The 15,313-nt window shown below is 65.8% G+C and carries 16 protein-coding genes; 5 read left to right on the top strand and 11 right to left on the bottom strand.

All coding sequences use genetic code 11. The features are described 5' to 3' along the window. Position 1: 1 nt before the first annotated feature. From Q8L25_RS11830 to Q8L25_RS11815, 4 genes are all read right to left on the bottom strand, one after another. Entirely contained in the window at positions 2-526 is a 525-nt protein-coding gene (locus Q8L25_RS11830) for a demethoxyubiquinone hydroxylase family protein (RefSeq protein WP_308925003.1), read from the bottom strand. An 11-nt stretch (positions 527-537) separates the two neighbouring features. Next, the gene (locus Q8L25_RS11825) at positions 538-1,101 is read right to left on the bottom strand and encodes a hypothetical protein (RefSeq protein ID WP_308925002.1); all 564 of its coding nucleotides are present in this window, start codon (positions 1,099-1,101) and stop codon (positions 538-540) included. 20 nt (positions 1,102-1,121) lie between these two features. Then, the gene (locus Q8L25_RS11820) at positions 1,122-1,565 is read right to left on the bottom strand and encodes a hypothetical protein (protein ID WP_308925001.1); all 444 of its coding nucleotides are present in this window, start codon (positions 1,563-1,565) and stop codon (positions 1,122-1,124) included. Positions 1,566-1,665: 100 nt separating this feature from the next. Further along, the gene (locus Q8L25_RS11815; protein WP_308925000.1) at positions 1,666-2,109 is read right to left on the bottom strand and encodes a hypothetical protein; all 444 of its coding nucleotides are present in this window, start codon (positions 2,107-2,109) and stop codon (positions 1,666-1,668) included. 116 nt (positions 2,110-2,225) lie between these two features. Between Q8L25_RS11815 and Q8L25_RS11810 the strand changes: the two genes are divergently transcribed. Beyond that, complete coding sequence (locus Q8L25_RS11810) at positions 2,226-2,828, top strand: 2-hydroxychromene-2-carboxylate isomerase (protein WP_308924999.1); 603 nt, start codon at positions 2,226-2,228, stop codon at positions 2,826-2,828. Here Q8L25_RS11810 and coaD read toward each other — a convergent pair whose 3' ends face one another. The 7 genes from coaD to Q8L25_RS11775 form a co-directional block, all read right to left on the bottom strand. Next, positions 2,829-3,977 carry a pantetheine-phosphate adenylyltransferase gene (coaD, locus tag Q8L25_RS11805; RefSeq protein ID WP_308924998.1) on the bottom strand — a complete coding sequence of 383 codons (1,149 nt, stop codon included), beginning with the start codon at positions 3,975-3,977 and terminating at the stop codon, positions 2,829-2,831. A gap of 94 nt (positions 3,978-4,071) precedes the next feature. Continuing rightward, on the bottom strand, positions 4,072-5,412 hold the full coding sequence (locus Q8L25_RS11800) for an ATP-binding protein (protein WP_374694300.1): 1,341 nt from the start codon (positions 5,410-5,412) through the stop codon (positions 4,072-4,074). 2 nt (positions 5,413-5,414) lie between these two features. Further along, positions 5,415-6,074: a response regulator transcription factor gene (locus Q8L25_RS11795; RefSeq protein WP_308924996.1), complete on the bottom strand. Its 660-nt coding sequence runs from the start codon at positions 6,072-6,074 to the stop codon at positions 5,415-5,417. Between the two features lie 23 nt (positions 6,075-6,097). Continuing rightward, positions 6,098-7,627 carry a Do family serine endopeptidase gene (locus Q8L25_RS11790; RefSeq protein ID WP_308924995.1) on the bottom strand — a complete coding sequence of 510 codons (1,530 nt, stop codon included), beginning with the start codon at positions 7,625-7,627 and terminating at the stop codon, positions 6,098-6,100. A gap of 240 nt (positions 7,628-7,867) precedes the next feature. Continuing rightward, positions 7,868-8,341, bottom strand: coding sequence for an Hsp20 family protein (locus tag Q8L25_RS11785; RefSeq protein WP_308924994.1), 474 nt, complete (start codon positions 8,339-8,341; stop codon positions 7,868-7,870). Between the two features lie 157 nt (positions 8,342-8,498). Then, complete coding sequence (locus Q8L25_RS11780) at positions 8,499-8,804, bottom strand: hypothetical protein (protein ID WP_308924993.1); 306 nt, start codon at positions 8,802-8,804, stop codon at positions 8,499-8,501. A gap of 79 nt (positions 8,805-8,883) precedes the next feature. Beyond that, positions 8,884-9,150 (bottom strand): helix-turn-helix transcriptional regulator, encoded by a 267-nt coding sequence (locus Q8L25_RS11775; protein ID WP_308924992.1) that lies wholly within the window; start codon positions 9,148-9,150, stop codon positions 8,884-8,886. 172 nt (positions 9,151-9,322) lie between these two features. Here Q8L25_RS11775 and Q8L25_RS11770 point away from each other — a divergent pair, with 172 nt between their 5' ends. Genes Q8L25_RS11770 through Q8L25_RS11755 form a run of 4 tightly spaced genes read left to right on the top strand, consistent with a single transcriptional unit; the run spans position 9,323 to position 15,304 of the window. Further along, entirely contained in the window at positions 9,323-9,934 is a 612-nt protein-coding gene (locus tag Q8L25_RS11770) for an RNA polymerase sigma factor (protein ID WP_308924991.1), read from the top strand. Next, positions 9,931-10,428, top strand: coding sequence for a hypothetical protein (locus Q8L25_RS11765; RefSeq protein WP_308924990.1), 498 nt, complete (start codon positions 9,931-9,933; stop codon positions 10,426-10,428). Before Q8L25_RS11770 ends, Q8L25_RS11765 begins: the two co-directional genes overlap by 4 nt. After that, positions 10,425-12,053: a caspase family protein gene (locus Q8L25_RS11760; protein ID WP_308924989.1), complete on the top strand. Its 1,629-nt coding sequence runs from the start codon at positions 10,425-10,427 to the stop codon at positions 12,051-12,053. The genes Q8L25_RS11765 and Q8L25_RS11760 overlap by 4 nt, the downstream gene beginning before the upstream one ends. Next, positions 12,050-15,304, top strand: coding sequence for a CHAT domain-containing protein (locus tag Q8L25_RS11755; RefSeq protein WP_308924988.1), 3,255 nt, complete (start codon positions 12,050-12,052; stop codon positions 15,302-15,304). Before Q8L25_RS11760 ends, Q8L25_RS11755 begins: the two co-directional genes overlap by 4 nt. Positions 15,305-15,313: the final 9 nt, after the last annotated feature.

Genomic DNA, 15,313 nt, shown 5'->3' with positions numbered 1-15,313 from the left:
TCTACAGCCGCATGCCGAGCCAGATCACCGATTCGGTCATGCCGGAAACGGCGGAACCGAGCATGCGCCCCCACAGGCCAGTCGTTGTGCCCTGCCCTGCTGCTTGGTCGTGATGCGCCTGCTCTTCGTCCAGGATGCCGGCAATCGCGGCAACAGCTTGGGCATCGTGCGCCAGCAATGTGGTTTGCCGGCGCAGATGGCGCAACACCGTGCGTTCGACCGCCACCGTGGTGAGCGAGATGGCACGCGCACCCAGCAAGCCGGTGGCGGCGCCCAGGGCATAGCCTCCCGCAGCGCACAGCCAGTAACTCTTGCAGCGCTTCAAGCCACGACGCTGGAGCTCGTTGTAAAAGATGGTCCTGTGCTTTTCTTCATCCGCCCTGAATGCGCGCAGCTCCGGCACCAGTGACCTGGCGGTCAGGCGCGCCATGAAAATCTGGCCCGTGTAGATGCTGATGGCGCCATGCTCGCCCGCATGATTCACCTTCATGATGCGCCCAGCCAATTGCGCGGAATGGAGGGTCATCGGAATCGTCCCTATTGAGGTACTGCCGATGCCTGGCGGCGGCTTGTCGCAGCTTGTGCATTGATGAAAGCGACCAGGTCCTTCACGGTATGCACGCTGCCATACCAGGGATTGTCTTCCGTTTTCTCCAGGGAGCGTCCTGACCTGGCCGCGATGTCCTGCAACAAATCGTCCACGTCGTCCGCCTCAAGGTGAAAGTCCGCAGACAGCCTGTCCGAGGCGCATACAGGAAAGGCGGTCACGTACGGCTGCAGCCATTGCTGGAGTTCCTGGTAGGTCGCACGCATGATCCACGTATCCGTCTGGCGCACGTCAAAGCTGCGGGCAAACTCGCAGATCGATACACCTAGACGCGACCTTGCCAGCGCTTCGTAGCGGCGCTTTTCCCGCTTGGTCACGGCTGCGCCATGGCACCAGACGGCGCAGCATGCCATCGCGATCATGCACCGGGCAAACGTCGATGCCGAATAGAGCAAATATCCGAACCCCACTACCAGGATCGTCAGGAATAACACTGCGGCATGGTCCAGGCTTTCGCGATGGCGGGGTGGCAGCAAGCGGGATGGCAATCGCATGGGTTTTATCCTGTTCCCTGTCATGACGCTTGCTCCGGGTACTTTACCGCAGCGACAGCGGCAGACAGGATTTCCTCCTGCGTCCAATGGCGTGACAACCAAATTGCGAGTGCCGCGCCTGACAAATGCCACCAGTTCATGCCCTTGTGCCGCTGGTGGCTGATGAGATAGTCAGCGGCCACCCACCAGACGAGCAGTTCCTCAGGATCTACGCCGGGGTCTTTTTTGACGAGTAGCGTCATTGCAAACGAATAAGGATTGATTGCTGCGATACGTGGCACACCGTTGCCATGGGCACGTTTCCAAACCAGCGCCTGCTGCTCTTTGGAGGCAAGTTGCAAGGGCTTTTCCGGAACGCCATCGACGCCGCTCAGTCCCAGCCAATACAGGCCAGGTGGAAGGGCCAGCAAGAGCGTCACCGTAATGCAAAGGAGGATGGTTAAAAGGCGGCGAATTCGGGACATGGCAGACTCACATGATAGGGAATGCGTTCATCGTACATGCTTGCTGAGCGGCTACTTTGCCTGCCGGGTATCGGCCTGTCGATATCCAGCATGGCTGGCCTCAAAAAGTTGACCATGCACCCAAGCTGGCCTTGTCGACATGGCCATCGCTCAAGGCTTTCAGTCCGCGGACAAAATCATCGAGCGGCGCCGGCTCGGTCATCATGTACACGGTGCATTCATTGGCAACGTGCTTTTTGCCAAAATCGAAATACTCGGACTGGGCTGAAATAGTGATATGTACATGTCCGCCATGCTGAAACTGCAGGCGGGCATGAAAGGCGCCCGATGCATATTCAGGGCCGAATTCTCCAAATCGCAGGTCATAAATACCGCCGTGGATCTGGTCCTTGAAGCGCTCCAATCCTGCGGCGGTATCCTTCAGGCGCTGGTGTCCCGCATACACCCTGATGCCAAAGGTTGAGGTGCCGTCGTTGACCTCGATACGCAGCTCGACCATATCGTCATCGGCCCACATCCTCAGAAAGCTGATTCCTGTATCCATATACTCCCTTTGTCTTCACGTTCAGCCCTGCTGGCTGCGCCTGGCTGGTTGCCACTTTAACGTATTTTGCTATCGATATAAGATGCAATCTGCGTCACCACCTTGAAGGAGAAGCCATGCCCGCGTCGCCACTGGAATTCTGGTTCGATTTCGGCAGCAACTACAGCTACCTGAGCGCCATGCGCATCGAGGCGCTGGCGCGTAAACATCATGTGGAGGTCATCTGGAAGCCCTTTCTGCTCGGTGTCGTGTTCAAGGCGCTGGGCTGGCAGTCGTCGCCGTTCGTGCTGCAAAAGCTCAAGGGCGACTATATGTGGCGCGACATGGCGCGGCTGTGCGACAAATATGGCTTGCCGTGGCAGCAGCCCGGCACCTTTCCGCGCACCGCCCTGCTGCCCATGCGCGTGGCACTGATCGGCGCGGACCAGAGCTGGGTCGCGCCTTTTTCGCGGCGCATGATGGCGATGAATTTTGCCGAAGACCGCGAGATCGACAACCTTGATGCGGTCGGCGAGGCATTGACGGCGCTGGGCCTCGATGCGCCCGCCATCTTGGCGCTGGCGCTGACGGATGACAATAAACTGCGCCTGCGCCGCCAGACGCAGCAGGCGCAAACGCTGGGCCTGTTCGGCGCGCCCAGTTTTGTCTGCCATGGTGAATTATTCTGGGGCAATGACAGGCTGGACGATGCGCTGGTGTTTGCCACCGCGCGCGCCTGATCAGCTGACCGCCAGCGCCACGATTTCTTTCTGCATGTTCTCGATCGCCCGCTCGTTATATTGGTTGGCAAAATACGCATCGCCAAACAACTGACCCGCCTGCGCCTTGGCGCACAGATGTTGCAGGGCCAGTCCGCGCTGCGTATTGAAATGCACGGGGTCCACATGCGCGTACTCACGGGCTATGGCCTGGGTATAGGCCTGGTAGACTTCTTCATCCTGGCCCAGGATGGCCAGGTCGGCGCTCAGCATCACGTCTTTCAGCGCGTGCGCGATGGCCGGGCCCTGGAAGTGGTCGGTGGCGCGTATCAGTTGTGCCACCTCCTGGTTGTCGCCGGCATCCAGGCCGCTGCCCAGCCATAGCTGGGCGCTGGCTTCTTCACTGGAGTACAGGGCGTCTTCGTCGTGGCTGTAGACGGCGTCGTGGAACCAGAAGGCTTTTTTTACCAGCGCGCTGTCGCGTGGCGCGGCATAGGTGTTGTCGGCCCAGACGCGGATCTCGGACAGGCCGTGCACCAGGTGGTCGAGGTTGTGATAGTGGCGGTCGGCGCCGCCATAGGCGTCGGGTCCCGTCAGGTGGTCGAACCAGTGATCAAGCAGTGCGATCTGTTCAAGCGAAGCGGTGGCATAGTGCCACAGCGCTTCCCACTCCTTGCGCAGGCAGTCGAGTATCCACGCGTGGTAGGCGGGGCCGGGGACGAATTTTTTCATGGTCCAGTTCCAGCCGACCGGGCCCTCCAGGGCTTTGACGAAGCTGGAACTGACGGAACCGAGGTCGCGCGGCGGCATCACGAAAATGGTTTTCGCGCCCTGCAGCACGTCGACATTGGTTTGCTGGATCAGGTTTTCATAGTCGAAATCGGCGGTGGTGCGGATGCCGCGGATCAGGTAGTCGCAGCCATGCTTTTTCGCCGCGCGCGCCGTGTAGTCGCCCTTGACGATCACCACCTGCACATTGTCCCAGCCGCATGCGCGCGCACTCTGCTCGATGATGCGCTTGCGGTCTTCGGCGGGGAACTGCGGCTTCTTGGCCGGGTTTTGCGACAGGAACACGATCACCTCGTCGGCCAGCGATCGCGCTTCGCCGATCACCCACATATGGCCGTTGGTGATGGGGTCGAGGGTGCCTGAAAATCCGATCTTCTGCATGCTGCGCTCCGTTCATTAATGTACTTATTGCGCAGACAATATAGGCCTGCGCCGCGCACGTCAATGCAGCATGCCAAAGATTCGTAGCAAATCGCTATTTTTTCAGCGGCAGCGGAAACTCCACCCGCACGCACAGGCCGCCCAGCCGTTCGGAACTGTCGAGTACCAGGCGCGCGCCATGGCGCTCGGCGATCGCCTTGATGATGGCCAGGCCCAGGCCGCTGCCATTGGCGTCGGTGCCGGGCACGCGGTAGAAGCGGCTGAAGACGCGTTCGCGTTCTTCCTCGGGGATGCCGGGGCCGCTGTCTTCCACCGACAGGGTCACGCCGACCGGGGTCGAGCGCAGGTCGATATCGACCCTGCCGCCCTGCGGCGTGTACTTGATGGCGTTGTCGACCAGGTTGCGCAGCAGGATGTTCAGGGCGTCGGCCTGGCCGGCGGCGCTGGCCGGGTCCATATGGTGCAGGCCCAGGTCGATCTTGCGCGCCTGCGCCACGCCGGCCATGTCGCCCAGCGCGCGCTTGACGACATCGTTCAGGTCGACCAGCTGCAGCTGGTCGCCGCTGGCCGCGCTGGCCTCCTGGCGTGCCAGCACCAGCAATTGCTCGACCAGCCGCGTGGCCCGTTCGATGCCGGCGCTGACACGCGAAATCGCCAGGCTGCGCTTGTCTTCCGACTCGGCCCGCTCCAGGCTCAGCACCTGCAGTTTCAGGGCCGCCAGCGGCGTGCGCAATTCGTGCGCGGCGTCGGCGACAAAATGCTGCTGCGCATCGAAGGCGGTTTTCACGCGATCAAATAAGAGGTTCAATTCATGCACCAGCGGACGCACTTCGTCGGGCAAGCCGGACTCCGACACCGGTGACAGATCGTCGGCCTGGCGCGCCGCCACCTGCTTGCGCACGCGCGAGACGGGCGCCAACGAACCGCTGACCACCCACCACACCACCAGCATCAAGATCGGCGCCATCAGCGCGATCGGGCCGACGGTGCGCAGCGCCAGGCTGCCGGCCATGCGTTTGCGCACCGCCATGTCCTGCGCGATCTGCACGGTCTGGGAACTGGTCTGCACGGAGAAAATGCGGTAGGTGGTGCCATTGGCCTTCACGTTCGAAAAGCCCAGCACGGCGCGCTGCGGCAGTTCGGCGCGCGTGATCGAACGGAACACCTGCACCCCGTCCGGCGTCCAGACCTGCACCACCATGTCGTTATTGGCTGGATCGGCCGGCAAGGCTTCGGCATGATTGGCCAGCGGCGCGCCCGAACGCAGCGACAGCGCCATCTGCTGCATGTGATAGTCGAAGATCTGGTCGGCGTCGTACAGCGCGCTGCGGTAGGCGATCGAGGCCTGCGCCAGCGCCGCCATGATGATGGCGGCCAGCAGGAACCACAGCAAGCGGCCGCGCAGCGAGTGCGTCACGGTCACCTTCACCTTCATTCTCATGCCTTGGGCACCATGTAGCCGAGTCCCCGCACGTTCTGGATCAATTCGCTGCCCAGCTTCTTGCGCAGGCCGTGGATATACACTTCAACCGCATTGCTGTTGACTTCATCCTTCCAGCTGTACAGCTTTTCTTCCAGCTGCGCGCGCGACAGCACGATGCCGGGCCGCGCGATCAACGCTTCCAGCACCGCCCATTCGCGCGCCGACAGGCTGACCGGATGGCCTTCGGCAATCACTTCGCGCGTCAGCGGATTGATCGACACGCCCTGGTGTTCGAACACCGGTTCCGGCCGGCCCGAAGCGCGCCGCAGCAAGGCGCGGATGCGCGCCAGCAGTTCGTCGAGGTCGTACGGTTTCAGCACGTAATCGTCGGCGCCCGCGTCCAGGCCCGCGATGCGCTGCTCGATGGCGTCGCGCGCGGTGGCCACCAGCACCGGTGTGTCGAGTTTGCGCAAGCGCATCGAGCGCAGCACTTCCAGGCCATCCTTGCGCGGCAGGCCCAGGTCCAGCAGCACCAGGTCGTAGGTCTGCGTCTGCAGGGCCGTGTCGGCCATGTCGCCATCCTTGACCCAGTCCACCGCATAGTGCTCGGCGCGCAGCAGGTCCAGCACCACTTCGCCGATCATTGTGTCGTCTTCTACCAGCAGTAAGCGCATGGTTGCCTCTCTTTGTTAATTACTTAGCCCAAACGCACGGGTATAAAAATCTTGTCCGGTCCGCGCTGTATCAGCAAGGCCACCGACTTGGCCGATTTGTCGACCACGTCGCGTACCTGCTCGACGGTGTTGACGGGACGGCCGTTGACCGACAATAACACGTCGCCCGGCTGCACCCCGGCATTGGCGGCGGCGCCACCGGCGTCTTCCACCAGCAGGCCGGCGCTGATGCCCGCCTCGCGCTTTTCATCCGATTGTAACGGACGCAGCGCCAGGCCCAGTTTCACCTTGCCGGCCGCGCCATGCTCGGGCGCCGCTTCGGCCACCTTGTCGGCGGCATTCCCCAAGGTAGCGTTCAAGGTGACGATCTTGCCGTCACGCCAGACGTCCAGGCTGACTTTGGCGCCTGGCAGGGCGATGCCCACCATGGCCGGCAAGTCGCCCGAGGCGATGATGCGCTCGCCATTCATCTTGCGGATCACGTCGCCCGATTTCAGGCCCGCCTTGTCGGCCGGGCTGCCGCGTTCCACGTTCGCCACCAGCGCGCCTTCCGGCGTGGCCAGCTTGAACGAATCGGCAAAACCCTGGTTCACTTCCTGCACCGTCACGCCCAGCTTGGCGTGGCTGGCCTTGCCGGTGGCGACGATCTGGTCCTTGATGCGGCCGGCCAGGTCGATCGGGATCGCGAACGACAGGCCCTGGAAGCCGCCCGTCTGGCTGTAGATCTGCGAATTGATGCCGACCACTTCGCCACGCGTATTGAACAGCGGGCCGCCCGAGTTGCCGGGATTGACGGCCACGTCGGTCTGGATAAACGGCACATTGCTGTCGTCGGGCAGGGATCTGCCCTTGGCGCTGACCACGCCGGCCGTTACCGTGCTGTCAAAGCCATACGGCGAACCGATGGCCAGCACCCACTCGCCCACTTTCAGGTCGTTCGAGTGGCCCAGCGGCACCACCGGCAGGTTGCTGGCGTCGATTTTCAGCACCGCGATATCGGTCTTCGGATCGCTGCCCAGCACCTTGGCGCGGAACTCACGGCGGTCGTTCAGCTTGACGGTCACTTCGCGCGCATCGCGCACCACGTGGGCGTTGGTCATGATGATGCCGTCCGGGCTGACGATAAAGCCGGAGCCGAGACCATGGGTCGGCACGTCGCGCCCGCCACGCTGGCCGCCTTGCGGGCCCTGGAAGCGGCGGAAGAATTCAAGGAAGGGATCGTTGCCGAAATCGTCGGCACCGGCCTGGCCGGAGGTGTCGAGCGCCACCTTGGTGCTGCCGGTAACGCTGATATTGACAACGGCCGGGCTGTTGCGCGCGGCGATCTGGCTAAAGTCGGGCAAGGCCACCAGCGGGCCGGGCGCGGCCGGGGTGGCGGCGGGCGCGACGGCCGCGGCCGCCGGGGCGGCGGCCGTCGCGCCATTCGCGCCGGCATTGTTCTGATGCACCACCATCGCGCCGCCGGCACCGAGCACACCGATCGCGGCCAGCGCGGCTACGGTGCGTTTGATATTCAGCGATGGGCTGGTCGATTTGGGTTCTTGGCGTTCCATGGATTGCTCCTCATTCAATGAGACTTTGATGTATGCAATAGTGGGCCACCAGACTTAGGCGCCGCTTAACATTTTTCCATTGAGAAACAGGTGTGGAGTCCTTTTTCAGGCGTTTAAGCATCGTCTAATTCAGTCTTTCCAGGAGGCCTGGACGTGACACTGGCCGGATCAACCGGCCAGTATTTTACTGCATCAGAAGGACGGGGAATCCTTCTGTTGATTCAGGCCTGGACGGAAGGCTCAGGCGGCCTGGCGCTGTTCCAGTGCGCTGACATTGTCGCCGACCACCTCGCCGCTGCCGGCGCCGATTTCGATCTTGCGCGGTTTCAGCGCTTCCGGCACTTCACGTACCAGTTCGATGGTCAGCATGCCGTTTTCAAACGTGGCGCCGGTGACCTTCACATGGTTGGCCAGCTGGAAGCGCTGTTCGAAATCACGGGCGGCGATGCCTCGGTGCAAAAAGGTGCGCTCGACGCCATCTTTCTGCTTGCGGCCCGTCACTTGCAGCGAGTCGCGTTCGGTGATGATGTCGATCTCGCCGCGCGAGAAACCGGCCAGCGCCATCACGATGCGGTATTTGTCTTCCGACACCAGTTCGATGTTGTACGGAGGGTAGCTCGGCTGCGCATCGGCGCGCTGTTCGTTGAGCAATTGGGCCAGGCGGTCGAAGCCGATGGCGGAACGATACAGGGGAGCAAGGTCAAATGTACGCATGATAAATATCCTTTTAGATTAAGCGATAAGAGGGGCGGACCTCACGATGAGCATCCGCCTGCTACCCAATCTAAGGACGATCAAGCGCCCTTCAAGGCCTTGAAAAACGCGATTTTTGCCCCAGTGCCAAAAATATTATTGCCTTGCCCCGCCCGCATCAACGGCAGGCGTAAGCCTTGCCGATCCACTCATTGGTCATGCTCGTGCCCTGTTGCGACCAGACCACATCGGTGGCCTTCAGCGCCACGGCGGCATTGATGGCCTTGGCCTTGGCGTTCTTGCTGCCGATGGACGAGCTCAGGCCCACGAAGATGGCGTCGGCGCCATTGACATTGCCCAGGAAACGGCAGCTTTTGACATTCTGCTCGCTCACTTCGCGGATGTTATTCGAGGTGACCGTGGTGCAGCCGGCCAGCAGGGCGATGGTGGCCAGCAGGGCCGATTGTGTCAAGCGTGTAAACATGAAAAACCTTTCTATGGATAAGTAAAACGGACGCAGCACACGGCCGCGCCCCTAGGAAAATGCCAGGGTGGCCACTTCTTTATGAGTCGCACAGCAATACGCCGGACAGTGCCGTGCGGTTGCTCACGCCCAGCTTCTGGTAAATCATGTGCAGCTGGTTGCGCACCGTGGCCGGTGATTTGTCGAGCGTGCGGGCAATCGTCTTGTAGGGCGTGCCGTGCATGGCCATGGCTGCCACCGCCCGCTCGGCGGGCGTCAGGCGCTGCATGGCGCCGCCGCCATCTTGTAACATCGTGTCCTGCTGTCTCATGATCGAACCTCCCTTGCCGGTGACGGGGCCAAGCATGCGACCCTTCACTGCCTTGTTCGCGGGCTGCCACGATCCGGTTCAATCTTTTTGCAGATTTTTTTTTGCGCGCAGCGGACCTGCAAGGCCGCGACAACTGTTCAGGCAATGTTTCCTCAGTGCTATATAATCGCCAGCGGCCTGCCTGCCCCGCCCACACTTCTTCCACTCCATGAGCGCATTGCCCGTCAATCCCGCCGAACTGCTTGCCGCCATGGCAGCGGGCGACCAGCGCGCGCTCGATGCTTTGTTCCGCGCCTGGTCGCCGCGCGTGCGCGTGTTTGCGCGGCTGCAGCTGGCCGGCTGCGGGCTCGATGCGCATGCGATCGCCGACGAAGTCACGGTCGACGTGTTCCACGATGTGTGGCGCGCGCCGATGCGCTACGACGGCCGGGTCGCCTTTGGCACCTGGCTGCTGACGCTGGCGCGCAACAAGGCGATCGACCAGATCCGCCGCCACGGCAAGCGCCAGGCGCGCGAAGAGTCGATCGACCGCGATGGCTACGACCAGGCGCAGCTCGATGAACAGGAACACGACCCGGGGCCGCAGGCCCGGCACGAGAGCGTGCAGCGGCGCCACGGCATCCTCGACTGCCTGCGGCGGCTGCGCAATCCCATGCAGCGCGAAAGCCTGACCCTGTGGGCCATCGATGACCTGTCGGTGGCCGATATCGCCCGCATCCAGCAGGCGCCGGCGGGCACCGTCAAGACGCGCTTGTTCCATGGCCGCCTCAATTTGCGCCAGTGCCTGGAGCGCTGGCTGGTACAGGAAGGCCGGGCATGACTGAACCCCTGGAACCCGAAGATCAACGCCTGCGCGCCATGCTGCGCGAGGCGCTCGACGCCGAAGCGGACGCCATGAATCCCGACGCGGGCCTGGCGCAATTGCACCAGCGCCTGCGGCCGCTTGCCTGGTGGCGCCGCCTGCGCTGGCCCACCGTCCCTACCCTGGCGCCATGGGCGGTCACGGCGCTGGCCTGCCTCTGCGTGGTGCAAGCCTGGATGCTGTGGCGGCCACACGATCCGGCCGACCAGCTGCAATGGCGCAGCCTGCCCGGCATGGAAGCGCAGGGCACGGCAACCCTGCGCGCGCGCTTCGCGCCCGGCGCCACCATCGAACAGATGAACGCCGCATTGACACAGGCCGGCGCCAGCATCGTCGCCGGCCCGCTGGCCGACGGCAGCTATCTGCTCGACGCAGCCGACCCGCCGGCGGCGCTGCGCAGCCTGCAGGCGAATGGCGCCATCGTCGCCACCATCGAACTGCGCCATCCATGAAGCGCAGGCTGTGCTGGCTGATATGGCATTGCCTGGCCAGCGGCACGGCGCTGGCCGGCGAGCGCCATGCGCTGCTGGTCGGCGTGGGCGAATTGCCGGCCCTGCCGCGCGCGGCCTGGCTGGCCGGCCCTGTCAACGATGTGGCCGCCATGCGCGCCGCGCTGCGCCAGCAAGGCTTTGCAGAGCGCCATATCGCCAGCCTGGCCGATGGCGGAGAAGCCGATGCCGCGCCCACGCGCGCGGCCATCCTGGCGCGCCTGGCGCAGCTGGAAAAAACCCTGGGCAAGGATGACGTGCTGCTGCTGTACTGGTCCGGCCACAGCGTGCTGGCGCCCGCCTATCCCGGCGCCGTGGCGCAAAACCAGCGCACCCGTCTGCTGACGCGCGACAGCCGCCCCGGCCCGTCCAGGCGGCTGGACGGCGGCATCGGCAGCGCCGAACTGGGGCGCGCCATCGATGCGCTGTCCGCACGCCAGGTGCAGGTGGTGGCCGTGTTCGACACCTGCCATGCGGCGGCCGGCACCCGCAGCGATAACGGTTTGACCTGGCGCGGCCTGTCGGCCGGCGAGATCGGCTGGCGCCAGGCCGCCAGCAAAGAAGCGGGAACGGAACCGGCCCGCGCGCGGCCCCGTTTTGTCGGCTTCTTTGCCGCCGAAGCCCAGCAGCGCACGCCCGAGGCGCGCGGCGTTGCCGTCCCCGGCCAGGCGGCGGGACTATTTACGCGCGCCGTGATCGCCGGCCTGCAGGCGCAGCCAGCCACCTATGCGGCCTGGGCCGGCAACGCCAGCGCGCAGTACCGCACGGCGCTGCAGTCCTATCAACTGCCCCGCTCCGCCTGGCCTTCGCCCGTGTATGCGGGCTTGCTCGACGCGTCCTTGTGGCATGCGGGCGAGGCCGCCGGCACCGCCGCCTTGTGGCCGGTGCAGCGCGACGCGCAGGGCTGGAAGCTGCCGCATGGCCTGCTCGACGGCGTGCGCAGCGGCGATGTGTTCGAGGCGGGCGGCGCACGCTGGCGCGCAGGTGAAGTGGGCTGGAACAGCTCCCGGCTACTATCGGACAGTCCACAAACCCTGCCCGATATGAACTGGGCGCGCCGCACGCCGGCGCACACGCCACAGGGACGCATCGCCGCGCTGCTGGCGCTGCCGCCATCGCAGGGCGCGCCGTTGCTGGACGCGCGCATCGAACTGACTCTGCCGGGCCAGGCGCCGCGCCAGTTGCCGTTCGCCGATGGCGACCTGGGCACGCTGCCGGCCGGCACGCGCATCCGCATCAGCGTGGAAAACCGGAGTCCGGCATCGGTCGACCTGGGCCTGGCGCATTTGCCGCTGCACGGCGCCGCCACCGCCATCTATCCGGCGCTGGCGGGCGACAGCAACCGCATGCCGCCGGCCATCGGCAACGGCATCAGCGTTTTTGAACGCAGCTTTGCCGTCAGCGGCCCGGCCTATGGCGTGGAGTGGCTGGCACTGGTGGCCGCACCGGCCGCCAATGGCGCCCCGCCGCGCCGCTTCGCCATCCTGGAGGCACTGCCGCCAAGCACGCGCGGTGGCGCCATCCCGGCGCCAGCCGATACGCCCGAACAGGCCCAGCTTGCACGCGTATCGTGGAAGTCGGTGCCATGAAGCGCCTGGTGCTCGCGCTGCTGCTGGCCTGCCCCATGACGGCGACGGCAACGGACAGCTGCCGCGCCGCCATCGCGCCGTGGCTGGCGCAGGCCAACGATGCCAATGCGGCCGAGCGGCCGGCCGTATCGCTGCCGCTGTTCCAGCGCGCCGTCGATACCTGCCGCGCGGCGGGCGACCAGGCCGGCGTGGCCAGCGGCTTGCTGGGCCTGGGCCAGAGCCTGCAGATGCTCAACCGTTACACCGACAGCGAACAGGCGCTGCTCGATGGCTGGGCCATCCGCCAGAAGCTCGGTGATGGCGATGGCGATCCGGGCCGCGAAGCCATGTACTACCCGAGCGAATTGATGTATCTGTACCGCCAGTGGAGCCGCTTCGAGCTGGCCTGGCAATGGGGCGATATCGCGCTGGCGGCCAAGGCGCGCCTGATCGGCAAGGACACGGTGTCGTATGGCACCAGCCTGTCGAATTTGTCCGGCGTGGCGTTGCAGACCAAAGAATATGCGCGCGGCCTGCCGTATGCGCGGCAGGCGATGGATACCTGGGAGCGCACCTCGGGCAAGAACAGCACCGACCACGCCTGGGGCATGCGCGACGTCGGCGTGCTGCTGCTGCGCATGGGGCGCATGCAGGAAGCCTGGGGCTACCTGGAGCGCGCCTACAGCATCCGCCTGGGCGCGTTCGGCGAAGACAGCACCGAGACGCAGACCAGCGTCAACGACCTGGCCAACTGGCATACCCTCGCCGGCAACGACCGGCAGGCGCTGTCGTTCGCCCAGCGCGCGCTGGCCAGCGCCGTGCGCAGAGCGGGGCCTGACTCGATGCAGGCCAGCGTGGCCCTGAGCCGTTTGAGCGGCATCCATTTGCGCCTGGGAGAAAGCGGCAAGGCGCTGCAGGAAGCCGAAGACGGCCTGCGCATCCGCCGCGCGCTGTTCGGCGACCGCCATGCGCATACCGTCAACGCCTGGCAGGATGTGGCGCAAGCGGCGCTGGCCGACAACCAGCTGGGGCGCGCCGAAGTGGCGACCGGCGAGGCGCTGCGCCACTGCCGCGACGTGCAGGGCGACACGGCCCCGGCCTGCGCCTTGCACCAGCTGACGCAGGGCGGCGCGCTGCTGGCCTTGGGCCAGTACCAGGGCGCGCTGGACGCGGCGCAGGCGGCGGCCAGGCTGGCCATGTCCGGCAGCCAGGCACTGCCCGGCGACGAGGCCGAGGCGCTACTCCTGGGTGCACAGGCGCAGATCGCGCTGGGCCGGCAAGCAAAAGCCGTCGCCATCCTGGGCGCACTCGAAGTGCGCCTGGCGCAAACGCCGCCCGCGTCAAAAGAGCTGCTGGACACCGTGCGCCAGGCGCATCTGCTGGCGCGCGCTGAAGTCATCGATGCCGCCGGCCTGCCCGCGCTGGCCGGCGAGGCGTCAGCCATGGCGCGGCACCTGGCCGCCACGCGCGGCCTGTCGCATCCCGCTTACGCGCAAGCCTTGCTGGACGCGGCCGGCCTGCAGGCGCGTGCGGGCGAACTGGCCACGGCCCGCGAGCAGGCGGCGCGCGCGCTGGCCATCGCGCTGGCCAATGACAACACGCTGTTTGAAGCGCGCGCCGCGGCGCAACTGGGCGCGCTGGAAACCGATGGCGCCGCCATCTTCCTGGGCAAGCAAGCCGTCAATGCGCTGCAAACGGCGCGCGTGGCGACCGCCGGCTTGCCGGTCGCGCTGCGCCTGGGCTTTGTGCGCCAAAAGCGCGCCGCCTACGGCCAGCTGGCCGACCGCCTGCTCGACCAGCGCCGCCTGCACGAAGCCGAAACCGTGCTGGCGATGGTGCGCGAAGACGAGTTTCACAGCCTGGTGAGGAGCGGCGCCGACCCGCGCACCACGCGCCTGGACTACACTGGCGTGGAAAGCGCCTGGCAGCGCCAGTTTGCCGCCAGCGGCGCGGCCCTGCGCGCGGGCGCCCAGGCACTGGCCCAGGCGCGCGAACAGCAGGCGCAAAACGCGCCGCAGGCCGATGCCGCACTGGCGGCCGCGCAAGGCTCGATGGCCAGCCTGGTCGATGCCGCAAGCCGGGCGCTGCTGGCGCTGCCATCGACGCCAACGGCCACCACCGTGCGCGACCCGCACTCCACCAGCGTGCAAGCGGCGCCCTTGAAACGCGGCACCTTGCACCTGACTTACCTGGTGACGGGCCAGCGCCTGCGCATCGTCGCGCGCCGTGGCGGGCGTGCCGCCACCCATATCTACAACGTCGCCATCGACGAGCGCGCACTGGCCCGGCATATCGCCCGCCTGCGGCGCAGCGCGCAAGACCCGGGCCTGGACGCCAAAACCGAGGCGCAAGCGCTGTATGCGCTGCTGATCGCGCCGGCGCGCGCGGAACTGGCGGGCGCCACTGCGCTGTCGCTGTCGCTGGGCGGCGTGCTGCGCTACCTGCCGTTCGCCATGCTGCATGACGGGCGCCGCTGGCTGGTCGAACGGCTGCCCGTCTCGCTGCAGGCCGGCGCCGACACAGGGGAACCGGCGCCGGCGCGCGCGCCGTCGATGGCGCTGTTCGGCCAGACCGGCGCCAGCGGCGAACTGCCCGCGCTGCCCTTCGTGCGCCGCGAACTGCAGGCCGTCGACACCATCGAACGCGCGGCGCGCATTCCCAGCCGCCTGTATCTCGATGGCGACTTCACGCAAGCCGCGCTGCAACAGGCGCTGCCAGACAACAGCAGCGTGCATATCGCCAGCCACTTCGTGCTGCGCTCGGGCGCCGGCCAGGAATCGTACCTGCTGCTGGGCGATGGCCGGAAACTGAGCCTGGCCGAACTGGGCGACAGCCGCTACCGCTTCGACGGCCTGGACCTGCTGACCTTGTCGGCCTGCGAGACGGCCGTACCGGCCGGCACCGACGACACGGGCCGCGAACTGGAAGGCCTGGCCTGGCTGGCGCGCCAGCGCGGTGCGCGCAATGTGCTGGCCAGCCTGTGGCGCGTGTCGGACCAGTCGACCGCCACCCTGATGAGCGACTTTTATGCCGCCCTGGCGCAAGGCAAAAGCAAGCCGCAAGCCTTGCGCCAGGCGCAGCTGCGCCAGCTGCGGGCCGGCCGGCATAGCGCCGCAGGCAAGTCCAGGCGCGGCCTGGCGCGGCGCGGCCTGGCGCGGCGCGGCCTGACGCGGCGCGGCCTGACACCGCTCGACACGGCCGCGCCCTCCCCTGCCGGGACGTCGCGCGACCACCCTTTCTACTGGGCCGGCTTTATCCTGCTCGGCTCCTGATTTCTTCTT

This window comes from Janthinobacterium sp. J1-1, assembly GCF_030944405.1.
GTDB lineage: Bacteria > Pseudomonadota > Gammaproteobacteria > Burkholderiales > Burkholderiaceae_D > Janthinobacterium.
The sequence above is the reverse complement of the archived record's forward strand: the minus strand, read 5'-3'. Positions and strand labels throughout refer to the sequence as shown.

Bases quoted from the DNA above. Each gene is read 5' to 3' on its own strand.
- Q8L25_RS11830 (WP_308925003.1), bottom strand. From the start codon at position 526: ATGACCCTCCATTCCGCGCAATTGGCTGGGCGCATCATGAAGGTGAAT.
- Q8L25_RS11825 (WP_308925002.1), bottom strand. From the start codon at position 1,101: ATGCGATTGCCATCCCGCTTGCTGCCACCCCGCCATCGCGAAAGCCTG.
- Q8L25_RS11820 (WP_308925001.1), bottom strand. From the start codon at position 1,565: ATGTCCCGAATTCGCCGCCTTTTAACCATCCTCCTTTGCATTACGGTG.
- Q8L25_RS11815 (WP_308925000.1), bottom strand. From the start codon at position 2,109: ATGGATACAGGAATCAGCTTTCTGAGGATGTGGGCCGATGACGATATG.
- Q8L25_RS11810 (WP_308924999.1), top strand. From the start codon at position 2,226: ATGCCCGCGTCGCCACTGGAATTCTGGTTCGATTTCGGCAGCAACTAC.
- coaD (WP_308924998.1), bottom strand. From the start codon at position 3,977: ATGCAGAAGATCGGATTTTCAGGCACCCTCGACCCCATCACCAACGGC.
- Q8L25_RS11800 (WP_374694300.1), bottom strand. From the start codon at position 5,412: ATGAAGGTGAAGGTGACCGTGACGCACTCGCTGCGCGGCCGCTTGCTG.
- Q8L25_RS11795 (WP_308924996.1), bottom strand. From the start codon at position 6,074: ATGCGCTTACTGCTGGTAGAAGACGACACAATGATCGGCGAAGTGGTG.
- Q8L25_RS11790 (WP_308924995.1), bottom strand. From the start codon at position 7,627: ATGGAACGCCAAGAACCCAAATCGACCAGCCCATCGCTGAATATCAAA.
- Q8L25_RS11785 (WP_308924994.1), bottom strand. From the start codon at position 8,341: ATGCGTACATTTGACCTTGCTCCCCTGTATCGTTCCGCCATCGGCTTC.
- Q8L25_RS11780 (WP_308924993.1), bottom strand. From the start codon at position 8,804: ATGTTTACACGCTTGACACAATCGGCCCTGCTGGCCACCATCGCCCTG.
- Q8L25_RS11775 (WP_308924992.1), bottom strand. From the start codon at position 9,150: ATGCTTGGCCCCGTCACCGGCAAGGGAGGTTCGATCATGAGACAGCAG.
- Q8L25_RS11770 (WP_308924991.1), top strand. From the start codon at position 9,323: ATGAGCGCATTGCCCGTCAATCCCGCCGAACTGCTTGCCGCCATGGCA.
- Q8L25_RS11765 (WP_308924990.1), top strand. From the start codon at position 9,931: ATGACTGAACCCCTGGAACCCGAAGATCAACGCCTGCGCGCCATGCTG.
- Q8L25_RS11760 (WP_308924989.1), top strand. From the start codon at position 10,425: ATGAAGCGCAGGCTGTGCTGGCTGATATGGCATTGCCTGGCCAGCGGC.
- Q8L25_RS11755 (WP_308924988.1), top strand. From the start codon at position 12,050: ATGAAGCGCCTGGTGCTCGCGCTGCTGCTGGCCTGCCCCATGACGGCG.